General features: G+C 60.2%; 20 protein-coding genes and 1 other annotated feature. Of the genes, 1 reads left to right on the forward strand and 19 read right to left on the reverse strand.

The annotated features are described in order from the left end of the window. Positions 1-80: 80 nt before the first annotated feature. Positions 81-788 carry a TraR/DksA C4-type zinc finger protein gene (locus IDH44_RS13800; protein WP_190918518.1) on the forward strand — a complete coding sequence of 236 codons (708 nt, stop codon included), beginning with the start codon at positions 81-83 and terminating at the stop codon, positions 786-788. A gap of 36 nt (positions 789-824) precedes the next feature. Here the strand turns inward: IDH44_RS13800 and ileS are convergent, their stop codons facing one another. From ileS to IDH44_RS13895, 19 genes are all read right to left on the reverse strand, one after another. Then, entirely contained in the window at positions 825-3,926 is a 3,102-nt protein-coding gene (ileS, locus tag IDH44_RS13805; RefSeq protein WP_190918579.1) for an isoleucine--tRNA ligase, read from the reverse strand. 57 nt (positions 3,927-3,983) lie between these two features. Then, positions 3,984-4,240 (reverse strand) — a binding site (T-box leader). Between the two features lie 50 nt (positions 4,241-4,290). After that, positions 4,291-4,779: a DivIVA domain-containing protein gene (locus IDH44_RS13810; RefSeq protein WP_190918520.1), complete on the reverse strand. Its 489-nt coding sequence runs from the start codon at positions 4,777-4,779 to the stop codon at positions 4,291-4,293. Between the two features lie 83 nt (positions 4,780-4,862). Further along, the gene (locus IDH44_RS13815) at positions 4,863-5,645 is read right to left on the reverse strand and encodes a YlmH family RNA-binding protein (protein WP_190918581.1); all 783 of its coding nucleotides are present in this window, start codon (positions 5,643-5,645) and stop codon (positions 4,863-4,865) included. Between the two features lie 5 nt (positions 5,646-5,650). Further along, complete coding sequence (locus tag IDH44_RS13820; protein ID WP_190918522.1) at positions 5,651-5,917, reverse strand: YggT family protein; 267 nt, start codon at positions 5,915-5,917, stop codon at positions 5,651-5,653. Between the two features lie 9 nt (positions 5,918-5,926). Then, on the reverse strand, positions 5,927-6,376 hold the full coding sequence (locus tag IDH44_RS13825) for a cell division protein SepF (RefSeq protein WP_190918524.1): 450 nt from the start codon (positions 6,374-6,376) through the stop codon (positions 5,927-5,929). Further along, on the reverse strand, positions 6,373-7,083 hold the full coding sequence (locus tag IDH44_RS13830) for a YggS family pyridoxal phosphate-dependent enzyme (RefSeq protein ID WP_223869655.1): 711 nt from the start codon (positions 7,081-7,083) through the stop codon (positions 6,373-6,375). The genes IDH44_RS13825 and IDH44_RS13830 overlap by 4 nt, the downstream gene beginning before the upstream one ends. 6 nt (positions 7,084-7,089) lie before the next feature. Continuing rightward, on the reverse strand, positions 7,090-7,938 hold the full coding sequence (gene pgeF / locus IDH44_RS13835; RefSeq protein WP_190918526.1) for a peptidoglycan editing factor PgeF: 849 nt from the start codon (positions 7,936-7,938) through the stop codon (positions 7,090-7,092). A gap of 133 nt (positions 7,939-8,071) precedes the next feature. Further along, on the reverse strand, positions 8,072-8,353 hold the full coding sequence (locus IDH44_RS13840; protein WP_190918528.1) for a YlmC/YmxH family sporulation protein: 282 nt from the start codon (positions 8,351-8,353) through the stop codon (positions 8,072-8,074). A 154-nt stretch (positions 8,354-8,507) separates the two neighbouring features. Further along, the gene (sigG, locus tag IDH44_RS13845) at positions 8,508-9,290 is read right to left on the reverse strand and encodes an RNA polymerase sporulation sigma factor SigG (RefSeq protein ID WP_190918585.1); all 783 of its coding nucleotides are present in this window, start codon (positions 9,288-9,290) and stop codon (positions 8,508-8,510) included. A gap of 94 nt (positions 9,291-9,384) precedes the next feature. After that, positions 9,385-10,107, reverse strand: a complete 723-nt coding sequence (sigE, locus tag IDH44_RS13850; RefSeq protein ID WP_190918529.1) for an RNA polymerase sporulation sigma factor SigE — start codon at positions 10,105-10,107, stop codon at positions 9,385-9,387. Further along, positions 10,086-11,072 carry a sigma-E processing peptidase SpoIIGA gene (gene spoIIGA, locus IDH44_RS13855; protein ID WP_190918586.1) on the reverse strand — a complete coding sequence of 329 codons (987 nt, stop codon included), beginning with the start codon at positions 11,070-11,072 and terminating at the stop codon, positions 10,086-10,088. Before spoIIGA ends, sigE begins: the two co-directional genes overlap by 22 nt. Positions 11,073-11,530: 458 nt before the next feature. Beyond that, complete coding sequence (gene ftsZ / locus IDH44_RS13860; protein ID WP_190918531.1) at positions 11,531-12,646, reverse strand: cell division protein FtsZ; 1,116 nt, start codon at positions 12,644-12,646, stop codon at positions 11,531-11,533. A 16-nt stretch (positions 12,647-12,662) separates the two neighbouring features. Continuing rightward, positions 12,663-13,910: a cell division protein FtsA gene (gene ftsA / locus IDH44_RS13865; protein ID WP_190918533.1), complete on the reverse strand. Its 1,248-nt coding sequence runs from the start codon at positions 13,908-13,910 to the stop codon at positions 12,663-12,665. 173 nt (positions 13,911-14,083) lie between these two features. Next, positions 14,084-14,857, reverse strand: a complete 774-nt coding sequence (locus IDH44_RS13870; RefSeq protein WP_190918535.1) for a cell division protein FtsQ/DivIB — start codon at positions 14,855-14,857, stop codon at positions 14,084-14,086. Between the two features lie 112 nt (positions 14,858-14,969). Then, entirely contained in the window at positions 14,970-16,253 is a 1,284-nt protein-coding gene (gene murA, locus IDH44_RS13875; RefSeq protein WP_190918538.1) for a UDP-N-acetylglucosamine 1-carboxyvinyltransferase, read from the reverse strand. Positions 16,254-16,268: 15 nt separating this feature from the next. Continuing rightward, positions 16,269-17,174, reverse strand: a complete 906-nt coding sequence (murB, locus tag IDH44_RS13880) for a UDP-N-acetylmuramate dehydrogenase (protein WP_190918540.1) — start codon at positions 17,172-17,174, stop codon at positions 16,269-16,271. 179 nt (positions 17,175-17,353) lie between these two features. Further along, positions 17,354-18,448, reverse strand: a complete 1,095-nt coding sequence (murG, locus tag IDH44_RS13885; RefSeq protein WP_190918542.1) for an undecaprenyldiphospho-muramoylpentapeptide beta-N-acetylglucosaminyltransferase — start codon at positions 18,446-18,448, stop codon at positions 17,354-17,356. Positions 18,449-18,452: 4 nt separating this feature from the next. After that, entirely contained in the window at positions 18,453-19,550 is a 1,098-nt protein-coding gene (spoVE, locus tag IDH44_RS13890; RefSeq protein ID WP_190918544.1) for a stage V sporulation protein E, read from the reverse strand. 45 nt (positions 19,551-19,595) lie between these two features. Further along, positions 19,596-20,122: glutamate ligase domain-containing protein (locus tag IDH44_RS13895; protein WP_317890183.1), on the reverse strand; the 527-nt coding region annotated here is incomplete at its 5' end.

Here is a 20,122-nt window from a genome sequence, read left to right on the forward strand (position 1 = left end):
TTCCACACTTGTCTGGGGTTAACCGCGGCCCGGCAGGCAAAAGCTAATCCGGAAGCGAGATAAAAAGGAGCGTGACGCGCATGGGCGAAACGAATGCAGAGCGCAAGCTGAAGCAACGCTTGACGAAAGAAAAAGAGCGGCTCGAGCGTGAGCTGAGCCAAAATCGGAGCTACAACCTCGCCAGTGCGATGCGGGAGTCGACCGGCGAGCTGTCGACCAACGACAACCATCCGGCCGACAATGCTACCGACCTGTACGAGCGCGGCAAGGACATTGCCTTGCTGGAGCAAGAGGAGCTGCACCTTGTCCGGATTCAGGAGGCGCTGGAAGCGCTCGAAGCCGGAACGTACGGCATTTGCCGCGCCTGCGGACGCCGCATTGATCCGGAGCGGCTCGAAGCGGTCCCGGACAGTCTGTATTGCGTCGAGCACGCGCCGCGTCACACCGTCTCCGAACGGCGCCCGGCCGAAGAATCTCCCGCACCCTTCGGCCGTTCCGATCCCGATGCGGGCCGAGGTCCGGGCGGCTTCGACGGCGAGGACGCCTGGCAGACGGTCGAGAGCTGGGGCAACTCCGATTCGCCGGCGATGCGGGAATTTCCGGTCGAAGACTTTTACGACGAGCTCGGCGGCAACCCCGACGACAACGAAGGGTTCGTCGAACCGCTCGAAAGCTTTGTCGCTACCGACATGACCGGCACTAGCCGCTTTGTCTACCGCAATCGCCAATACCGCGATTACATCGACCGCGGCGAATACGAGGTCGAGATCGACATGTCCGGCGAGTAGTGCTGTCGGTACAAGTCCATACCGACGCTCAAAGCCTTACTGCGCGATAGCGATGCCAATCACGCGGTCGCCGGCCTGGACCTGCTCCATGCCTTCGTCGCTATCTGCGAAGACGACATCGGTGACCAGCACGTTGTCGCGCAGGACATGGCCGAAGGCTTGCAGCGCCTTGCGCAGCTCCTCGTCGACGCGTAGCGTCAGCTTGACGTGCCGTTCGATCGGCAGGTCAAGCTTTTTGCGCGTATCCTGCACGGCGCGCACCACCTCGCGCACCATCCCCTCCTGCACGAGCTCCGGCGTGATGTCGGTATTGAGCGCTGCCGTCATGTTGTACCCGCTCGCGGAAGCATAGCCGGACTTGGCCGTTTTTTCGACCAGCATTTCGTCCACGCCGACGGCGATCTCCTCTCCATCCGCCGTCGTGACGGAGAGCGCCTCGCCGCCCACGACGGCCCGGGCCTCATCAGGCGTCAACGCCTTGAGCCTGGCCTGGATCGGCCCGACCTGCTTGCCGTACTTGCGTCCGGCCAGCTTCAGATTCAGCTTGAGCGTATAGTCGACCAGCCCCTCATCGTCGCGCTGCACGACGATCTCCTTGACATTGACCTCGTCCCGGATAATATCGGCGTACGCCTCAAGATCAAAGGTCCGGTCCAGCGAGACGATGAGCTGCGCGAGCGGCTGGCGCGTCTTGACGCCGGTCTCGTTGCGCACGTTGCGCGCCAGCTCGACGATCTGGCGCGCCGTCAGCATATCGCGTTCCAGCGCCTCGTCGACGAGCGTATCGTCGGCAACGGGATAATCCGCCAGATGCACGCTGTCGCCGCCCCCCAGATTGCCGAAGATATCCTCGGCCAGCAGCGGCGCATATGGGGCAATCAACCGTGCCGTCGTGAGCAGCACCTCGCGCAGCGTGACATACGCATCCAGCTTGTCGTCGGTCAGCCCGCTGCCCCAGAAGCGGTCACGCGAGCGACGGATGTACCAGTTGCTCAGCTCGTCGACGAATTCCTCGATCGCCTTGGCCGGGTTTAAAAAATCGTTGCTTTCGAGTCCTTTGACGACCTGGCGGGTGAGCGAATGAAGACGCGACAGGATCCAGCGATCAAGTCGGCCGGACGGGCGGCGCGCCGTGTGCTGGTCGGGATCAAAGCCGTCAATGGTCGCATACAGCGCATAGAACGCATGCGTGTTGACCAGCGTGTCGATCACCTTTGATTTCGCTTCGGCTACGATGCCGTGCGAGAATCGCTTGCTGTTCCACGGCGCGCTGTCGGCAAGCAGCGCCCAGCGGAACGCATCGGTGCCGTACGCTTCGATGATTTCCCACGGGTCGATGACATTGCCCTTGGATTTGGACATTTTTTGTCCGTTCTCGTCAAGGATATGACCGGTCGAGATGACCGCCTTGTATGGAGCCTGACCGTTGAACAGCGTCGACACCGCCAGCAGGCTGTAGAACCAGCCCCGTGTCTGGTCGATGCCCTCGCAGATGATGTCCGCAGGATATTGCTCCTCGAAGCGGCGCTTGTCGCCGAACGGATAGTGCTGCTGGGCGAACGGCATCGAGCCGCTGTCGAACCAGACGTCGATCACCTCGCTCGTGCGGGTCATCTCGCCGTCCTCGCAGTGCGGACAAGCCAGCTTGATCTCGTCCACGTACGGCTTGTGCAGCTCGAGATCCTCCGAGACCGGCGTCGTCGCGCGGGCGCGCAGGTCGGCATGGCTGTGTGGCGCGTATTCGTCGCCGCAGCTGTCGCACACCCAGACGTTGAGCGGCGTGCCCCAGTAGCGGTTGCGGCTGATATTCCAGTCCACCAGATCCTCGAGGAATTTGCCGAAGCGACCCTCGCGCAGATGGCCCGGGTACCAGTCCACCTTGCTGTTGTTTGCGATCAGCTGATCCTTGACCGCCGTCGTATTGATGAACCAGCTCTCGGTTGCGTAATACAGCAGCGGAGATTTGCAGCGCCAGCAGAACGGATAGCTGTGCTCATACCGCGCTTTGGCGAACAACAGACCGCGCTCGCTGAGCATTTTTACGATGTCGACATCGCAATCCTTGACGAAACGACCGGCGAGCGGGGTGACCGCCTCCGTATAGCGACCTGCAGCGTCTACCACGCTGAGCATGCCGATGCCCGTCTCGCGCGCGACGCGGTAATCGTCCTCGCCGTGAGCGGGCGCGATATGGACGATTCCGGTGCCGCTCGTATCGCTGACGAAGTCGCCGGCAATGACGACATGACCGCGCTCGACGGCGCCATAAGCAAAGGGCGGCTCGTACGCCTCCCCAACCAGCTCCGCGCCTTTCAGCGTGCCGACCGTTTCGTAGCCGCCTTCTTCCCCCATCACGCTCGGCACCAGGCTTTCCGCGACAATGTAGATCTCTCCGTCCTTGCGGACGCGGCTGTAGATCAGCTCCGGATTGACTGCCAGCGCCACATTGGCCGGCAGCGTCCAGGGCGTGGTCGTCCAGGCCAGTACCGCTTCGCCGCTGGAGACGAGCTTGAATTTGACCGTCGCGCTCAGATCCTTCACCGTCTCGTAGCCCTGCGCCACCTCGTGCGAGCTGAGCGTCGTCTGACAGCACGGGCAGTACGGGCTGACGCGGTGACCACGGTAGAGCAGTCCCTTGCCGTGGATGGACGAGAGGATATGCCAGACGCTCTCGATGTAGCGGTTATCCAGTGTAATGTACGGTTGATCCATATCCGTCCAGTAAGCGATCGCTTCGGTCAGCTCGCGCCATTGGCGCTCGTACTCGAATACGCTGTCCTTGCATTTTTTGACGAACTGCTCGATTCCATAATTTTCAATTTCTTGCTTGCCCGAGATACCGAGCTGCTTCTCCACGCCGAGCTCGACCGGCAGACCGTGCGTATCCCATCCGGCCTTGCGAACGACGCGATAGCCCGCCATTGTTTTGTAACGGCAGATGAAGTCCTTGATCACCCGGCCGAGCACATGCCCGATATGCGGCGCGCCATTTGCCGTCGGCGGCCCCTCGTAGAATACGAAGTTCGGGGCGTGCTCGCGACCCTCCACCGACTTTTTGAAGGTCTGTTCGGCTTTCCATTTGTTCAATACCCGCAGCTCTCGGGCACGGGCTTTTTCCTTTACATCGACACGCTGCATCGCGACGATCCCACCTTTGACGTTGAATGTAAAAAACAAACAAAAAAACCTCCTCCCGAAAGGGACGAGGTCTGCTCGCGTTACCACCCTAATTCCGCTGGCCCGGCTGTCGAAACGGCCAAGCAAACGGCTGCTCTGTACGGACATGCATCCGCAGTCTCGTTAACGGGAGACGCCCGTCTGCGCTTACTGCCGGCTTCGGCGCAGCTTCTCGGAGATGATTTTCATCGGCGGCCCGAACATCGGCTTGCAGCACTACGCCGACTCTCTGGAGGACTGGCCTGCCCATTACTCGTTCTCGTCATCGAATGGTTTGCGTTATGCTTATAGTTATACGCCGGACGGCGCCTTTTGTCAAACGAAGCTACTCGGTCGTCGCCACTTCTCTCGAAGCCGTCTCCAGCGAATCCCATCCGTCGTGGCTCAGCAGATCGAGCTGCGCCTCGACCAAGGTGCGAAAACGGGCGCGGTAGATGGATGCTTGCTTGCGCAGCTCCTCGACCTCCAGCGACACTTTGCGCGACTTGGCCAGCGAATCGTTAATGATGCGATCAGCGTTTTTCTCCGCCTCTTTGACGATCAGTTGGGCTTCCTTTTTGGCATTCTGCTTCACTTCGTCGGCGGCTTCCTGGGCCACGATGATCGTCTTGCTGAGGGTTTCCTCGATGTTGGAGAAATGACCCAGCTTTTCCTGGAGCGTCAAAATCTGATTTTGCAGCTCCTTGTTTTCCCGAATGATCGCTTCGTAGTCCTTGATCACCTGATCGAGAAACTCGTTGACCTCGTCCTCGTCGTATCCGCGCAGCCTGCGGCCGAATTCCTTATTATGTATATCCAGCGGTGTAAGCGGCATCTGTGCACCTCCTAGTGAATTGTCGGCCTACCTTGCTCCTGCCTAGTTGATTCGACAAAGCTGCACAAAATCCTGCAACACCTTCAAATAAATTTGCCGGCTTTCACGCGCAGACGTCCTTTTTTGGTCTCGCCCTCCACGGCAAGCAGCTTGAATCGGCCCAATCCCTGAAGCGACACGACGTCTCCGGCGTTCAGCGGCTTGGAAGGATCCTCGGTGACCTTCCAGTTCACCCGGCAGCGGCCGGCGCGGATCGGTTCGACGATCTTGGCCCGGCTGATGCGGTACACATCGCTGCATATGCCGTCCAGACGCAAGGAAGCAACCGTAAAACTCATCTCCTCCAGCTGCGTCTTGACCGCGCGCAGCTGCTCGAGCGGCAGCAGCTCGGTCAGCACCGCGGAGCGGTGCACTTGACGCAGATGCAGATTGACATAGTCGGCGATTTCGTCGGTGACGAGCACATGGCATCCGGCCTCGTGAACATGGATATCGCCGATCCGGTCGCGCTTGATGCCCAGTCCGAGGATCGCGCCCATATAATCGCCATGGTCCAGCTCGAGCCGCTCGCCGCCGGGCGCTTGCACCTCCAGCACGGCGATCCCGGGCTCCTCGTATTCGAGCGGCCGATAATCCGGCGCCAGCAAGGCGCGGCGCCGCTCCGCATCGTCGTATCCGCCTTCGAAACGAAGGGCGAGATCGGGGTACCGGTTGGCGATGCTATTGGCAATGGCCGCTTGCCGCGGATCCAAAAATCCGGTGCGGATCAGCTCATGCGTGCCAAGGGCGCGCTCCGCCCAATCGACGACCCGGTCGACAAACGGCCGTTCGTCCGGATGGAAGTGCACGTGCAGCTCGCTCTGCATCATTCTTAGAAGCTCCCGATCAGGAAGTTCAGCACCGCAATCAGCCCGGCCGCTACAAATTGCAGCGCAAAAACGGCCACGATCGGCGAAATGTCGAGCATCCCGCCGATCGGCGGAATGAAGCGGCGAAACACGGAAAGATAGGGCTCTACCAGCTTGCCGAGCGCGACGCCGATAAAGCTCTCGCGCGCATTGGGCAGCCAGGAAAGCAGCACGTAGCCGATAATCATGAACGTATAGATCGTTTGCAGCGTTTGAATAAAGTCTGCCACTACCTTAGGTCACCTCGTCTTCATATATTCAGGGTCTTCGCCCAGCATCTCCGTAATGGTGCCCTGAATCTCCACCGAATCAGGCGTGCACAAAAAAATATTCGGCCCCAGCTTGGAAATGCTGCCGCCAATCGCATACACCGTTCCGCTCAAAAAATCGACAATGCGAACTGCCTGCTCGACCCGCACGCGCTGCAAGTTGACGATAACCGCGCGACGGGAACGCAAGTGATCCGCGATATCCTGCGCTTCTTCGTACGAACGCGGTTCGTTCAAAATGACGCGCACATTTTTTTGAGAGTGAATGCTGACGACGTTGGAATTGCCCTTCGTATTTCTACGTGCTTCGAATGGCGACGTTTCATTGTCTTGCTCCTCCGGCGAACGTTTGTCCTGCTCGAGGATTTCCTCGTCGTCCTGCAGGCCAAGCAGGCTCATGAAACGGTTCATCACGCTCATGCGTTTTCCTCCTCTCTGCCCACCAGAATTGAACCAAGTCTGACCCAGGTCGCGCCTTCCTCGACCGCAACCTCAAAGTCGCCCGACATGCCCATCGACAGCTCAAGCGCCGGACGGCGCAGCAGCGCCAAGGCATTGAGCTCGTCGCGCAGCTCGCGCAGTCCGCGAAAGACGGGACGCGCCGCCTCGGCTTCGTCCGCATGCGGGGCCATCGTCATCAGGCCCGCCACCTCGATGCCCTCCAGCCCGGCGACTGCGCGCGCAAACGCATGCAGTTCCTCCGGCGCCAGTCCGTGCTTGCTCGCCTCTCCCGACACATTGACTTGAATCATACACGGCACTGTAATGCCCAGTTGCTGTGCCTGCGCATCGATTGCCCGCGCGAGCGACAGCCTGTCCAGCGAATGCACGTAAGCAAAGCGTCCTACGACATCCTTTACCTTGCGCGATTGCAGCGAACCGATGAAGTGCCAGAGCGGCGACGCCTCGCTCCGAGCGCCCACCGTCTCCAGCTTTGTCTTGGCGTCCGGCCACCGGTTCTCGCCCAAATGACGCAGACCGGCTTCAAACGCTTCGGACGCCGTTTCGTTCGAGACATATTTCGTCACGGCGATGACTCGCACCTCGTCGCGGCTTCGGCCGCTCCGGCGGCACGCCTCGCCCAGTCGTTGATTCACTGCGGCAATACGCGCTGACATGCTGCGCATGTCCGCTCACCTCGCTTCCATACCGATCCAACTGGCCATGCGGCCGGTGCGGCCGGCCTCGGCCCGATGAGAAAAAAAACGATCGGTCCGGCACGCCGTGCACCTCCCCGTTAATTCGATATGGGTCGGCATAATTCCTGCTTTTATCATAATTCGTCGGTTCATTTCTTTCAAGTCGATGCGGGCACGACCCGGAGCGCTCGGCTCTACCAACGCCGAGCGTCCCTCTACGGCCTCCAGCTCCGCTGCCAACGGCCCGATCTGCTCCAGCACAGGCGCATCCACCTCGTAACAGCACAGTCCGATCGCCGGACCGATCGCCGCCCGCACCCGCTCCTTACGCGTCCCGTACGCTTGCTGCATCGCCCCTACCGTCGCGGCGCCGATCCGCCCGGCCGTGCCGCGCCAGCCCGCATGGGCGAGGGCCACGGCCCCGTGCTCCGGATCGTAGAAGTAGAGCGGCACGCAATCGGCGTAGAAGGACGTCAGCAAAATGCCCGGCACATCCGTCATGAGCGCGTCGCTGTCGGCTATCGCATCGCGTCGCTCCAGCCGCCCGCTCCCGCGGTCGGCCGCCTCCACGCGGTACACGCGGCTGCCGTGGACCTGCTCCGCACATGTCCATGCCTCGAAGGGCCAGCCCAGCGCCTTTACAACTCGCTCCCGATTCGCTTGGACGGTACGCGCGTCGTCCCCGACATGGAGCGCCACATTGAGCGACGCGTGCGGCGGCTGGCCGGCGCCGCCGGTGCGGCCGGTGAAGCCGGCCGTCAGCCCGGGCGACGTCTTCATCCATCCGCTCAGTCGGTACATTGCAGGCCCGCTCTCGTCGGCGTTGGCAATGAACGGTTCCATACGCAGCACTTCCTTTCCGATCACACTGGGCTTTGCTCCAGTTTACCACATATTGGCCCTCGTCTGCCAAGCGGGCGGTCGCGAGGCCCATTCCGAGATCCGGATGGATGGACCCCGCGTTATGAGATCCAGATCAGCGGACGGACGGCTCTGATTCGTCCGGGCGGTACGGCTTCGTCTCATCGAGTCTGACCAGCAGCACATCCTCGCCGATCTTGACGATATTGCGCCACGGGATGACGACGTCCGCGCCGCCGCCGCCGAGCAATCCAAAAAAACGCGAGCTGTAGCCGGGTATGACAATGGCATCGATGCGCCCCTGCCGCAGATCCAGCTCCAGATCGCCGACATGACCGAGCTTGCGTCCGTCGACGATGTTGATGACGTCCTTGGCCTGAAAATCCGAGATTTTCATCGGCATCCCCACTTTCGCTGTACTTCTACAAGTATATGTGGGCAAGCGGGTAAATGTCCCGGGACGGCCCGCTAATTTTGGGCGCGGCGCAGCCGGACTCGAAAAACGGCCTGCTCCGCAATCGACGGGGCAGACCGCATTCGTTTTTAATGGTTCAGGTTTTCACGTGCTTCTGCATTTGCTGAATGGCCGATTTTTCAAGCCGCGACACCTGGGCCTGGGAAATGCCGATTTCCTCGGCCACCTCCATTTGCGTTTTGCCTTCGAAAAAACGCATCGACAAGATCATTTTTTCCCGTTGATTGAGCTTGTGCATCGCTTCGCGCAGCGCAATTTCCTCGATCCAAGTGACATCTTTGTTTTTGTCGTCGCTGATCTGGTCCATCACATAGATCGGGTCGCCGCCGTCATGATAGATCGGCTCGAATAGCGATACCGGATCCTGAATCGCATCCAAAGCAAAAACGACATCTTCCTTCGGAACGTTGAGCGCTTCGGATATTTCAACTATCGTCGGCTCGCGCGAGTGCTTGTTGGTCAAGCTGTCCCGCACCTGCAGCGCCTTGTAGGCGATGTCCCGCAAGCTGCGCGATACGCGAATCGGGTTATTGTCGCGCAGATAGCGCCGAATTTCGCCGATAATCATCGGCACAGCATATGTCGAGAATTTAACATTCTGGCTCAAGTCAAAATTATCAATGGCCTTCATAAGTCCGATACAACCGACCTGAAACAAGTCGTCGACGAACTCGCCGCGGTTATTGAACCGCTGGATCACGCTGAGCACGAGTCTCAAGTTGCCATTCACCAATTTCTCTCTGGCTGCCAGTTCGTTGCGGGTCTGCAGCGCCGTGAACAGCTCGCGCATCTCCAGGTTGGTCAGGACGGGCAGTTTCGCGGTATCCACTCCACAGATCTCAACTTTATTTCGGGTCAACGTGATTACCTCCCAAGGAGAAACATTAATGTTCATTATCCCCTTGGGTCCCCATTTTATTCCCAGCGACCAGTTGCCTGATGCGTCCTTCCCCTCACACCATTTTGTTGAATTCCTTGCGCAGCCGCTTAATAATCCGCTTCTCCAGCCGCGAAATATATGACTGCGAGATGCCGAGCAGATCGGCCACATCTTTCTGCGTTTTTTCTTCGCCGTCGCTCAGGCCAAAGCGCAGCTCCATGATCGTGCGTTCCCGGTCGCTCAGCTTTTCCAGCGCTTTGTGCAGCAGCTTGCGGTCGACCTGCTCCTCGATATTGCGATAGATGGTATCGTTCTCGGTGCCGAGCACATCGGAAAGCAGCAATTCGTTGCCGTCCCAATCAATGTTTAGGGGCTCGTCAAAGGACACTTCCGTTTTGGTCTTGTTGTTGCGGCGCAAATACATCAAAATTTCATTTTCGATGCACCTTGAAGCGTACGTGGCAAGCTTGATTTTTTTTTCCGGATCGAACGTATTGACCGCTTTGATCAGGCCGATCGCACCGATTGATACAAGATCCTCGATATGAATGCCGGTATTTTCGAATTTGCGGGCGATATAGACGACGAGTCTCAGATTGCGTTCGATCAGCACCGCCCGGATCGCCGTATCGCCGGAAGGCAGCTTGCCGAGCAAATACTCCTCTTCCTCCCGGGTGAGCGGCGGCGGCAACGCCTCGCTGCCGCCAATATAGTACAGCTCCTCGCTTTTTAATCCGAATAAAAACAGGATCCGGTAATAATATAACTGCAGGATCAGTTTCCACTTTGCATGCATTTCGGCGTCTCCCTCCTTGTCTGCGATGGTTCGCGCTCCTGCGGCTGCGCTGCCGCCATGAGCGACGGATGGACGATCGCCCGATAAGCGCCGTCCGCGGCCAGTGTGCCGCCGTCGAGTCCGATGAGCACCTTGCGGGTCTCGTATGTCTTGCCCTCATGCTCGATCCGTACACGGTCCGGCTTCAACGCGAGCATGAATTGCGCGCCGCGGTTGACGCCGCGATACGGAATCAGGCGCAGCCGGTCCTGCCAGATGCACGGATCCTCCCCGATGCCCGCTACCAATTGATCGACTTGACTGAGCTTGATGCGCTGTTGCCAAGAGGCAGGCAGTTGCTCGGCGAACAGCGAGGCTTCCATGACCATGACCGGCGTGCGGGTCAGCGGGTCGTACAATTGATTGCCGGTATCAATCAGCCCCCTGCATTCGCGTCGCGTCCCCTCGATTAGTACTTCGACATCCGTCACATGCGTAAGCAGCTGTTCTCGCCGTCGTCGCCCGGCCACGGTCACGCGATACAAGCCGATTGCCGCCGCGAACGTCAGCGTCAACGAGATGCCGCCGATGCCGAGCAGCGGACCGCTCCCGCCTGTTCTCACGAACCACAACCCCCGCCACAGCTCCGGAGAGCTGAGCAACATATAATGCATACCGTAGACGCCTCCTGCCGCCGCGAAATTCACTCCGTAGAAAGCAGCCGTATTGGCCAGGAAATACTGAAGGCTAGAGAAGCCGAAAGCCGTATACAGCATCAGCAGCGACAGCGGAATCTTCACCGCCAGCGTACTGAGCAGCGAGAGCGGGGGCAGGAGCAGCAGGAGCACATAGCTTGCCCCGATCGACGCTGCGCCCAGCAGACGCCACGCCTTCGGCCGCACCCCTCTCACCCAGGCCGTCGTCAGCAAGACCGCGCCATCGATTGCCAGATTCAGCAAAAACAACAAATCCGCATATACGACCAGCTTGCCTCGACCTCCTGCCGGACTTTCGTCTTCCGCAACATGACGGGTACGTCTGCCTGAGCCGGCTCCAGAACAGTATATTAAAATCCTATTTCAATGTCTGTCTAAACATGCCGTCAGGACCGATCTTTTTTTGTCGAGCAAGGCGAAACTCGCTGCGCTATCCTTGGCGCAGCGAGTTTCGTTCCGCGAAAGACAAGAGCGGTACGAGCGATCAGCTCGTATTTCTTGTCTTTCAAGGCGAAACGGCGAGGCTATTTTTATAGCCGAGCCAGTTTCGTTCCGCGAAAAATAGAAAGGAATACCTAAAATCATATACCTGCTATGTTTTCAAGGCGAAACACGCTGCGCCATCCCTTAGCGCAGCGGCAAGAAACAAAAAACGCGTATTTCCACAGCATGCGTCATACGCTTGCTGTAAAAATACGCGTCTATCGATAAAAGCCCTGCATCTGAATCTAGCGATCGCCGCGCGGGCGATTGCGCAGAAAAGCGGGAATATCAAGCTGATCGCCGTTGCCGCCGAACGGCTTGACGTTCGAGCCGCTGTTGCCGCCAGCCGGCCGTCCTTCGCCGCCTTCGGTCGGTTGGCCCGGCGCGCGTCTTACTTGGGGAGCCGGCTTGTGCTCGAACCCGGTCGCGATGACCGTGACTTTGATCTCGTCCTTGAGGCTCTCGTCGATGATGGCGCCGAAGATCATGTTGACCTCCGGATCGGATGCACCGATGACGATCTCGGCGGCTTCGTTGACCTCGTACAGCGACAGATTCGAACCGCCGGTAATGTTCATGATCACGCCGCGCGCGCCGTCGATCGACGTCTCCAGCAGCGGGCTCATGATCGCTTTGCGGGCCGCTTCCGCCGCACGCTGCTCCCCTGTGGCGATGCCGATGCCCATCAGCGCCGAGCCGCGTTCGGTCATGATCGTCTTCACGTCTGCGAAGTCGAGGTTGATCAGTCCCGGTACCGCAATCAGATCCGAAATACCTTGCACGGCTTGGCGAAGCACGTTGTCCGCCTCGCGGAACGCTTCCAGCATCGGCGTCTTTTTGTCGACAATTTCGAGCAGTCGGTCGTTCGGAATGACGATCAGCGTGTCGACCTTTTCCTTGAGCGCCTCGATGCCCAGCTCCGCCTGCGAGGAACGCTTGCGCCCTTCGAACGTAAACGGCCGCGTGACGACGCCGACCGTCAAGGCGCCGCATTCTCTGGCGATCTCGGCAATGACCGGCGCCGCGCCGGTACCGGTGCCGCCGCCCATTCCTGCGGTGACAAAAACCATGTCTGCGCCTTTAAGCGTACCGGCAATCAGGTCACGCGATTCTTCGGCGGCTTTTTTGCCGACCTCCGGGTTCGCGCCGGCACCCAGTCCCCGCGTGAGCTTGTCCCCAATCTGAAGCTTGTGCTCGGACATCGCCAGATTGAGCGCTTGCGCGTCCGTATTTACCGTAATGAACTCAACGCCTTTGACGCCGTTCTCGATCATTCGGTTTACTGCGTTGCTGCCACCGCCGCCGACACCGATGACTTTGATTTGTGCCAGCTGCTCCATATCGAAATCGAATTCCAACATTCGCTTTTTCCCCCGATCAAATAAATTCGCTAAACATATTTTTTAAGCGTTCGAACAAACCGGGTCTGGCTGGCGCAGACGAGCTCGCTTTCCGGCTGCTCGTTTTTTTGACCGCAGTCCCGCCGGATGATCGGCTTCGCATATATCTCGACGCGTAGTGGATCATGCCGACTCCGCTCGTGAACGCCGGATCGCGCACGCCAATATAGTCCGGCACCGCAATGCGTACGGACGATTCGAGCTCCGCCTGTGCGAGCGGCAGCACGCCGTTCATGGCCACCGTACCGCCGGTCAGCACATAGCCGCCGATCTTGTCCGCGTAGCCGAGTCTGCGCACCTCCTGGAGCACGAGATGGAAGATTTCCTGCATTCGGGGTTCGATGATGTTGGCCAGGTCCACTTGAGAGAATTCTTTCTCTACGTTGCTGCCCATGCGCATGACCTTGAAGCGCTGGTCGTCGGCGGCGTCCTCTACCCGCGCGCAGCCGTACTTCAGCTTGATCTTCTCGGCCTGTTCGGTCTGGGTCCGCAAGCCGTACGAAATATCGTTGGTGACGTACTCGCCGCCGATCGGCAGTGTCGAGGTGGCCACCAGGCTGCCCTGCTCGAATACGGCAAGCGTGCAGGAACCGGCGCCGATATCGACGAGGGCGGTCCCCATGGAGCGCTCGTCCTTGGTCAACGCCATCTGACCGGAAGCGAGCGACATCAGCACGAGACCCGCGATATGCAAATCGGCTTTTTCTACGCAGCGCAGCAGATTGTGCGTAGCCGTCTTGGCCCCGGTGATGACCGTAGCCTCCACCTCCAACCGCACGCCGATCATGCCCCGCGGGTCCGAGATGCCATCCAGTCCGTCGACCAGAAATTGCTTGGGTACAAGACCGATAATTTCCCTTTCGGGAGGGAGCGCGACAACCTTTGCCGCCTGCAGGACGCGTTCGATATCCTCTTCTCCAATTTCACGATCCTCGTTGGAGACCGCGACGACGCCGTGATTGGTCTGAAGTCCGATATGATTGCCCTGGATGCCGACGTAGACGTCGGATATTTGAATGCCCACCATTCGCTCTGCATGGTCGACCGCATTGCGGATGGATTGCACAGTCTGATCAATATCTACAATGGCTCCCTTACGAATACCCTCCGAGTCGGCAGATCCAACCCCAACAATATTGATGGCTCCGTTCGCGACCTCACCGATAATGGCACGAACCTTGGATGTACCGATGTCCAGACTAACGATGATGTCATTGCTGCTCAACTCGTGGCACCTCCGTTTCAACAATGGAATGTATGTTAAATCACTAACCTACTATTTCAACGCTATTTATAAGATCCCTCTTTTTTCAACATTATTTTTCACGTAGAAACATCTGCCAACCGCGCGGGAAGGCCGAATGAGCCCAATAAATAAAATTCTACCATTGATTTCACCTATTGAGTAGTCTCTTTTTCATTAGAATCTTCACTTTCTCCTTCTTCTCCCGCCTGCTCGAACGGCGTATACGTGTCCGCCAGCAGCATTGTCACCTTGCCGGGCTCTTGCGTCTCGATCAGGGCGCCTAGCGTATCCGCCTTCTCCTCCAGAAGCGAAACCGCTGTAACGACCTCATACTGCGTACGCGTATAGATTTTGATGCGATCCGGGTAGGAAGTGGAAGGGATCGGAATGATTTCGGAAAAATCGGACAGCAATCCGGCCTGCAGTCGGGACAGCGTCTGGCTGAGTTTTTGCTTGAGCGGGTCTTCCGGCTCCCAGCCGACGAGCACGGGCTTGTCCACGATATAATCGCGTCCGGCCAATCCGATCGCCGTACCGTTGGACAGCACTGCGGTCAGCTCGGCCTGCCCGTCGAGCTCATAGGCCACTGCCGGATATTCCCGTACGCGAATTTGCACATCGCCGGGAAAGTGCTTGGTGACCTCCACCTCTTCCACCGCATGCAGTTCCTCCACCCGCGCTGCGATCGTATTGGACGAATCGCTGAAGAACGGATCTCCGATCCCGACGCCGGCCGCATCGATCAGTTCTTCCTTCGTCAAGAACTGCTGGCCCGCCACAGCCACGGAGGAGATTTTGCTGATGGAGGAATTAAAGAACAGCACCGCCAACAGCACGATGAACAACAGCACCAACACAGCGAGCAGCTTTCGATTGCCGCGCCGCTTGGGCTGCGGTTTTTTCAGTGCGGGAATCGTCTGTTCCAAAGCTTGTCCCTCCTTACCAGTCCTGACCCATTTTACCCTTTTCATGCAGACAAAGCAAAACGGCCGGCGCCCGCTGTGTGTGAGGAGCGCCCCAACCGTTTCGATGATGCCGCTAACCGATCACCGCGCGGCTGTCAGCCAGCTCCGGAAAGCGGGAAATGCGCGCCCCCAGCCTGCCGAACATGCGCTCGATGCCGTCGTAGCCGCGATCAATATGATACACATGCTCCACGATCGTCGTACCTTGCGCCGCCAGGCCGGCGACCACCAGCGCCGCTCCTGCGCGCAGATCGGTCGCTTCCACAGTGGCGCCCCGCAGCCGCGACACGCCTCGAATGATTGCGCTGCTCTGATCGACCTGGATATCGGCGCCCATCCGGATCAGTTCGTCGACGTGCCGGAGCCGTCCTTCGAAGATCGTCTCCTTGACGATGCTGCAGCCATCGGCGGTCGACAGCAGCACCATCACCTGGGACTGCAGATCAGTCGGAAATGCCGGATACGGGGCAGTCACGATCCGATCGAGCGCTCGCGGTCTCCCGACTGCCCCGACCTTGATAAGATCCCCGCTCGTCTCCACTTCGACGCCGCAGCGCCGCAGCACATGGATCAGCGCAGTTACGTGCGACGGATTGGTGTTGCGCAGCGTCACGCATCCTCTGGTCGCGGCGGCCGCCACCATGATCGTGCCGGCGACGATGCGGTCCGGGATGACCCCGTACCTGGACGGCTTCAGCGCCTCCACTCCTTCAATGACAATCTTGCCGGTGCCGGCGCCGCTCACACATGCGCCCATCGCATTGAGGAATCCCGCCAGATCTTCGATCTCCGGCTCTTGCGCGGCGCCTGAGAGCACGGTCGTCCCTTGGGCCAGCACAGCCGCCATCATTAGATTTTCGGTTGCCCCGACACTGGGGAAATCAAGATGCAGCTCAGTGCCTTTCAGTTGGTCGCAGCGGCAAATCATTTTGTTGCCGCTCTCCTCGATCTCGGCTCCCAGCGCCTGCAGGCCTCTGAGATGCAAATCGATCTTGCGCTCGCCGATCGCGCATCCGCCGGGCTGGTAGATCTCCACTTTCTTGAACCTGGCGAGCAACGGGCCCATCAAAAAAATCGACGAGCGCATCTGACGCATCAGCCGCTCCGGCACATGCGAGCTGTCGGCGCCGGACGTATCCAGCACGACCGTATGCCCGTCGTGATGCGCCTGGCAGCCCAGATCCCGCAGGATATCCAGCATCACCTCGATATCCAGCAGCCGGGGCACATGATCGATCACAATCGTGCCTCTGGCAAGCATGGCGGCGGCAAGGATCGGGAGCGCGGCGTTTTTGGCCCCCTGAATGGCAATCGTGCCCGAGAGCGCTTTTCCGCCTTCGATCACCAATTTATCCAATGTATCACCTCCGAATTACCGCTCGCCCACGACACGCACCTCCGGCTCCAGCACAATGCCGAACCGGTCCTGGACAACAGATTGGATACGTTCCATGAGGGCGAGGACATCGTCAGCCGTCGCTTGCCCGGTGTTGACAATGAAATTGGCGTGTTGCTGCGACACCTCGGCGCCGCCGATTCGCAGCCCCTTCAGACCCGCCGCTTCAATCAGCCTGGCCGAATGGTCGCCGTCCGGATTGCGAAATACGCTGCCGGCCGTCGGCTGCTTGAGCGGCTGCGTGCGCAGTCGGCGATCCTTGTAGGAAGCCATTGCGGCCGCGATCTCCTTGCGGTCGCCGGGCTCCAGCTGGAATACTGCGCCGGCAATAACGCCGCGGCGCTCGTGCAGCACGGAATGCCGGTAATCGAATTGCATCTGCCAGGCGTCCAGCTCCGCCAATTCCCCTGTGTCCCATACAATCTGGGCTGACTTGAAAATGCGTGACACATCCGATCCATGCGCGCCGGCGTTCATGTAGACCGCCCCGCCGACCGAGCCCGGGATGCCCCCCGCATACTCGAGGCCGGTCAACCCGTGCTTGCCGGCCATGACCGACAGCTTGATAAAAGAGAACGACGCCCCCGCATAGACGAGGTTGCCGTCAAAGCGGGCATAATCAAAGCCGGCGCCCGGCTTGATTATAGCGCCGCGAAAGCCGCCGTCGCCGACGAGCAGATTCGAGCCCCGGCCCAGGTTCATCCACGGCAAGCCTTGCCGCTGCAGGAGCTGTACGGCGCGCGCCAGCTCTTCGGTCGTATTCGGCATAATCAGCATGTCCGCAGGACCGCCGATTTTCCAAGTGGTATATTCCGCCAGCGGCTCGCCGAACTTGACGATGCCTACGGATGCGTGTTTCCATTCTTCGGCGTAGTGCCGCATATGCGCTGCCTCCTTTTCCTTCAGCTGCGTGCGTGTGTGCGCCATGGGCCGGATTGCCGGCGAAATGTACATCGGATGCAACAATCGGTCCGCCTAGGGAAGCGGTCGCGATTATAGAGTATCCTATGCCTGTCGCTACCGGTGTGTGACAGCCGCCTACCGCGGCTCCCCGTCGCCGGTTAACGACCCGCGCACAACGCCTGCAGCTCGCGTGATAATTGGGCCCCCGCCTCGGGCATGCCGAGCGCCCTGGCCGCATCGCCCATCCGGCGCAGCCGCTGCGGGTCGCCGACGATCGCCGCGATCCGCCCGATCAGCGCCTCGCCCGTCAGCTCGCGCTCGAGCATCATCTCCGCCGCGCCGGCATCGGCCAGCGCGCGGGCATTGGGCTCCTGGTGATTGTTCGTCACATTCGGCGACGGGATCAGGATCGAGGGTACGCCGAGCGCCGTCAGCTCGGCCAGCGACGAGGCCCCGGCGCGGCAGACGACGAGCGTGGCGGCCGCCAGCACCTGCGGCATGTTGTGCACATAGGGCACGACATGCAGATTGGCCGGCGCCGCATTCGCAGCCAGCCGGCCCTTCGTGTGCTCGTAGTACGCCTCACCCGTCACGAAGACGAGCTCCGCGGGCAACCGGTCCAGCTGACCCAGCATGCCCGGCAGCGCTTCGTTGAATGCCCTGGCGCCGCGGCTGCCCCCCACGACGAGCACGATCGGCCGCCCCGGGGCGATGCCCAGCGAGGCGTAGCCCGCCGCCCGGTCCGCCCGCAGCACCTCGGTCGCGCACGGATTGCCGGTATGCACCAGCTTGCGGCTGTCGAAGTGCGGGGCCGACTCCGCAAAGCTCACCGCTATGCGGTCCGCATAGCGGCTGAGGAAGCGGTTGGTCAGGCCGGGGTCGACGTTCTGTTCGTGAATCAGCGTCGGAATGCCGAGCTTGGAAGCGGCATATACGACAGGACCGCACACATAGCCGCCCGTTCCCACGACCGCATCGGGTTTGAAGCGTCGCAGCAGCGCCTTTGCGCGCCGCACGCCACGCAGGAAGCGCAGGACCGTTTTGACGTTGTCCAGCGACAGCCTTCGTTTGAAGCCGGTGATGTCAATCGCTTCAAATGCGATGCCCGCCTCGGGAACGATGCGCGCTTCCAGTCCGCGATGCGTGCCGATATAGAGCAGCTCGGCAGATGCGTCGTGCTGGAGCTGGCGGCCGATGGCAATCGCCGGATAAATGTGGCCGCCGGTGCCGCCGCCGGTCAGTACAATTCGCATATCTTCACCTCGAATAACGGGATATATTAAGCAAAATGCCCAGCGCCGTAAGCAGCAGCGTCAGCGACGAACCGCCATAGCTGATCAGCGGAAGCGTGATCCCGGTCACCGGCATCATGCCGATCACGACCCCGATATTGATCAGCACCTGCACCGCGATGATGCCGGTGATGCCGACCGCGAGCAGACTGCCGAAGGTATCCGGCGCCATGATCGCTGCGCGCATGCCGCGCCAGACGAGTATCAAAAACAACACGATGACAGCCGCGCCGCCGATAAAGCCGAGCTCCTCGGCCACGATTGAGAAAATAAAGTCGGTCTGCGGCTCCGGCAAGTAATTGTACTTCTGACGGCTCATGCCCAAGCCGAGTCCGACCAGTCCGCCCGGCCCGATCGCATACAGCGACTGGATCGATTGGTACCCTGCGCCGAGCGGGTCCTGCCAGGGGTCCAGAAAAGCCGTGATGCGCTGCAGCCGGTATGGCGCAGCCAGGATCAGGCCGACCAGTCCGGCTACGCCGAGCAGCGCCAGCGAGCCGAGATGGCGGATGCGCGCGCCGGCCGCATAGATGACCAGCAGCGAGGCCCCGACCATGACGGTGCCGGTGCCCAGGTCGGGCTGCAGCATGATCAGGCCGAAGGCCGTGCCCATAATGGCCAGCGGCGGCAGCAGCCCTTTGGCGAACGTACTGATCTGTTCCTGCCGCTCCGATAGCAGCTTCGCGAGGAATACGACCATCGCCAGCTTCATGAACTCTGACGGCTGGATGCCGAGCGAGCTGATGCCGAGCCAGCTGCGGGCGCCGCCGCGCACGACCCCGATGCCGGGAATCAGCACGAGCAGCAGCAGCAGAAAGCAGACCAAGAGCGCCGGCTTGGAAGCCTTCTTCCACACCCAATAATCCGTGTTCATCGTCACGAACATCGCCGCTACGCCAAGCACGGCGAACAATAGCTGGCGCTTGACATAATAGAAGGCATCGCCGAACTCGTTGAAGCTGAGCACGGCGCTGGCGCTGTACACCATCACGAGTCCGATCGACAAGATCAGCAAGATTGACAAGATCATCCACAGATCCGGGGCGGACCTGGCTTTGGCCATCACGCACACACCCTTTGCACGGGAAAGTAGGGACGAGCCCCCTACTTACAAGGTATGCGCCGAATCCTTAAAAATGCGCCCCCGTACTTCATACGAGGCGAACATGTCCCAGCTCGCGCAAGCGGGCGACAGCAGCACCGCTTCCCCTTCTTGGGCGAGCGAGGCGGCGGCGCGCACCGCCTGGCGCAGCACGGCTTCGGCGTCCTCATCAGGTTCGACGAGATGCACCCGGGTTAAACCTGCCCGCTCCGCAACCTCGGCCAGCCGGTGTCGCGACTCGCCCAGCGCCACGAGCGCGGACACCCGCTCCGCCAGCACCGGCTCCAGCTCCGCGTAGCTGGAGCCGCGATCGAGTCCGCCCGCAATCAGCACGATGCCGCCCTCGAGCGAGCCGATCGACATGATTGTCGCGGCCGGATTGGTCGCCTTGGAATCATTGTAATAGCGGACGCCGCCGCGGGTCAGGACATATTCGAGCCGATGCTCGACGCCGCCGAATGCGCGCAGCGGCTGCGCCAGCCGCGCGGGCGCGGCGCCGGCGGCCACCGCGGCGGCCACCGCTGCCAGCGCAT

Origin of the sequence: Paenibacillus sabuli (genome assembly GCF_014705605.1) — a bacterium.
GTDB classification, from domain to species: Bacteria; Bacillota; Bacilli; order Paenibacillales; family Paenibacillaceae; genus Paenibacillus_D; species Paenibacillus_D sabuli.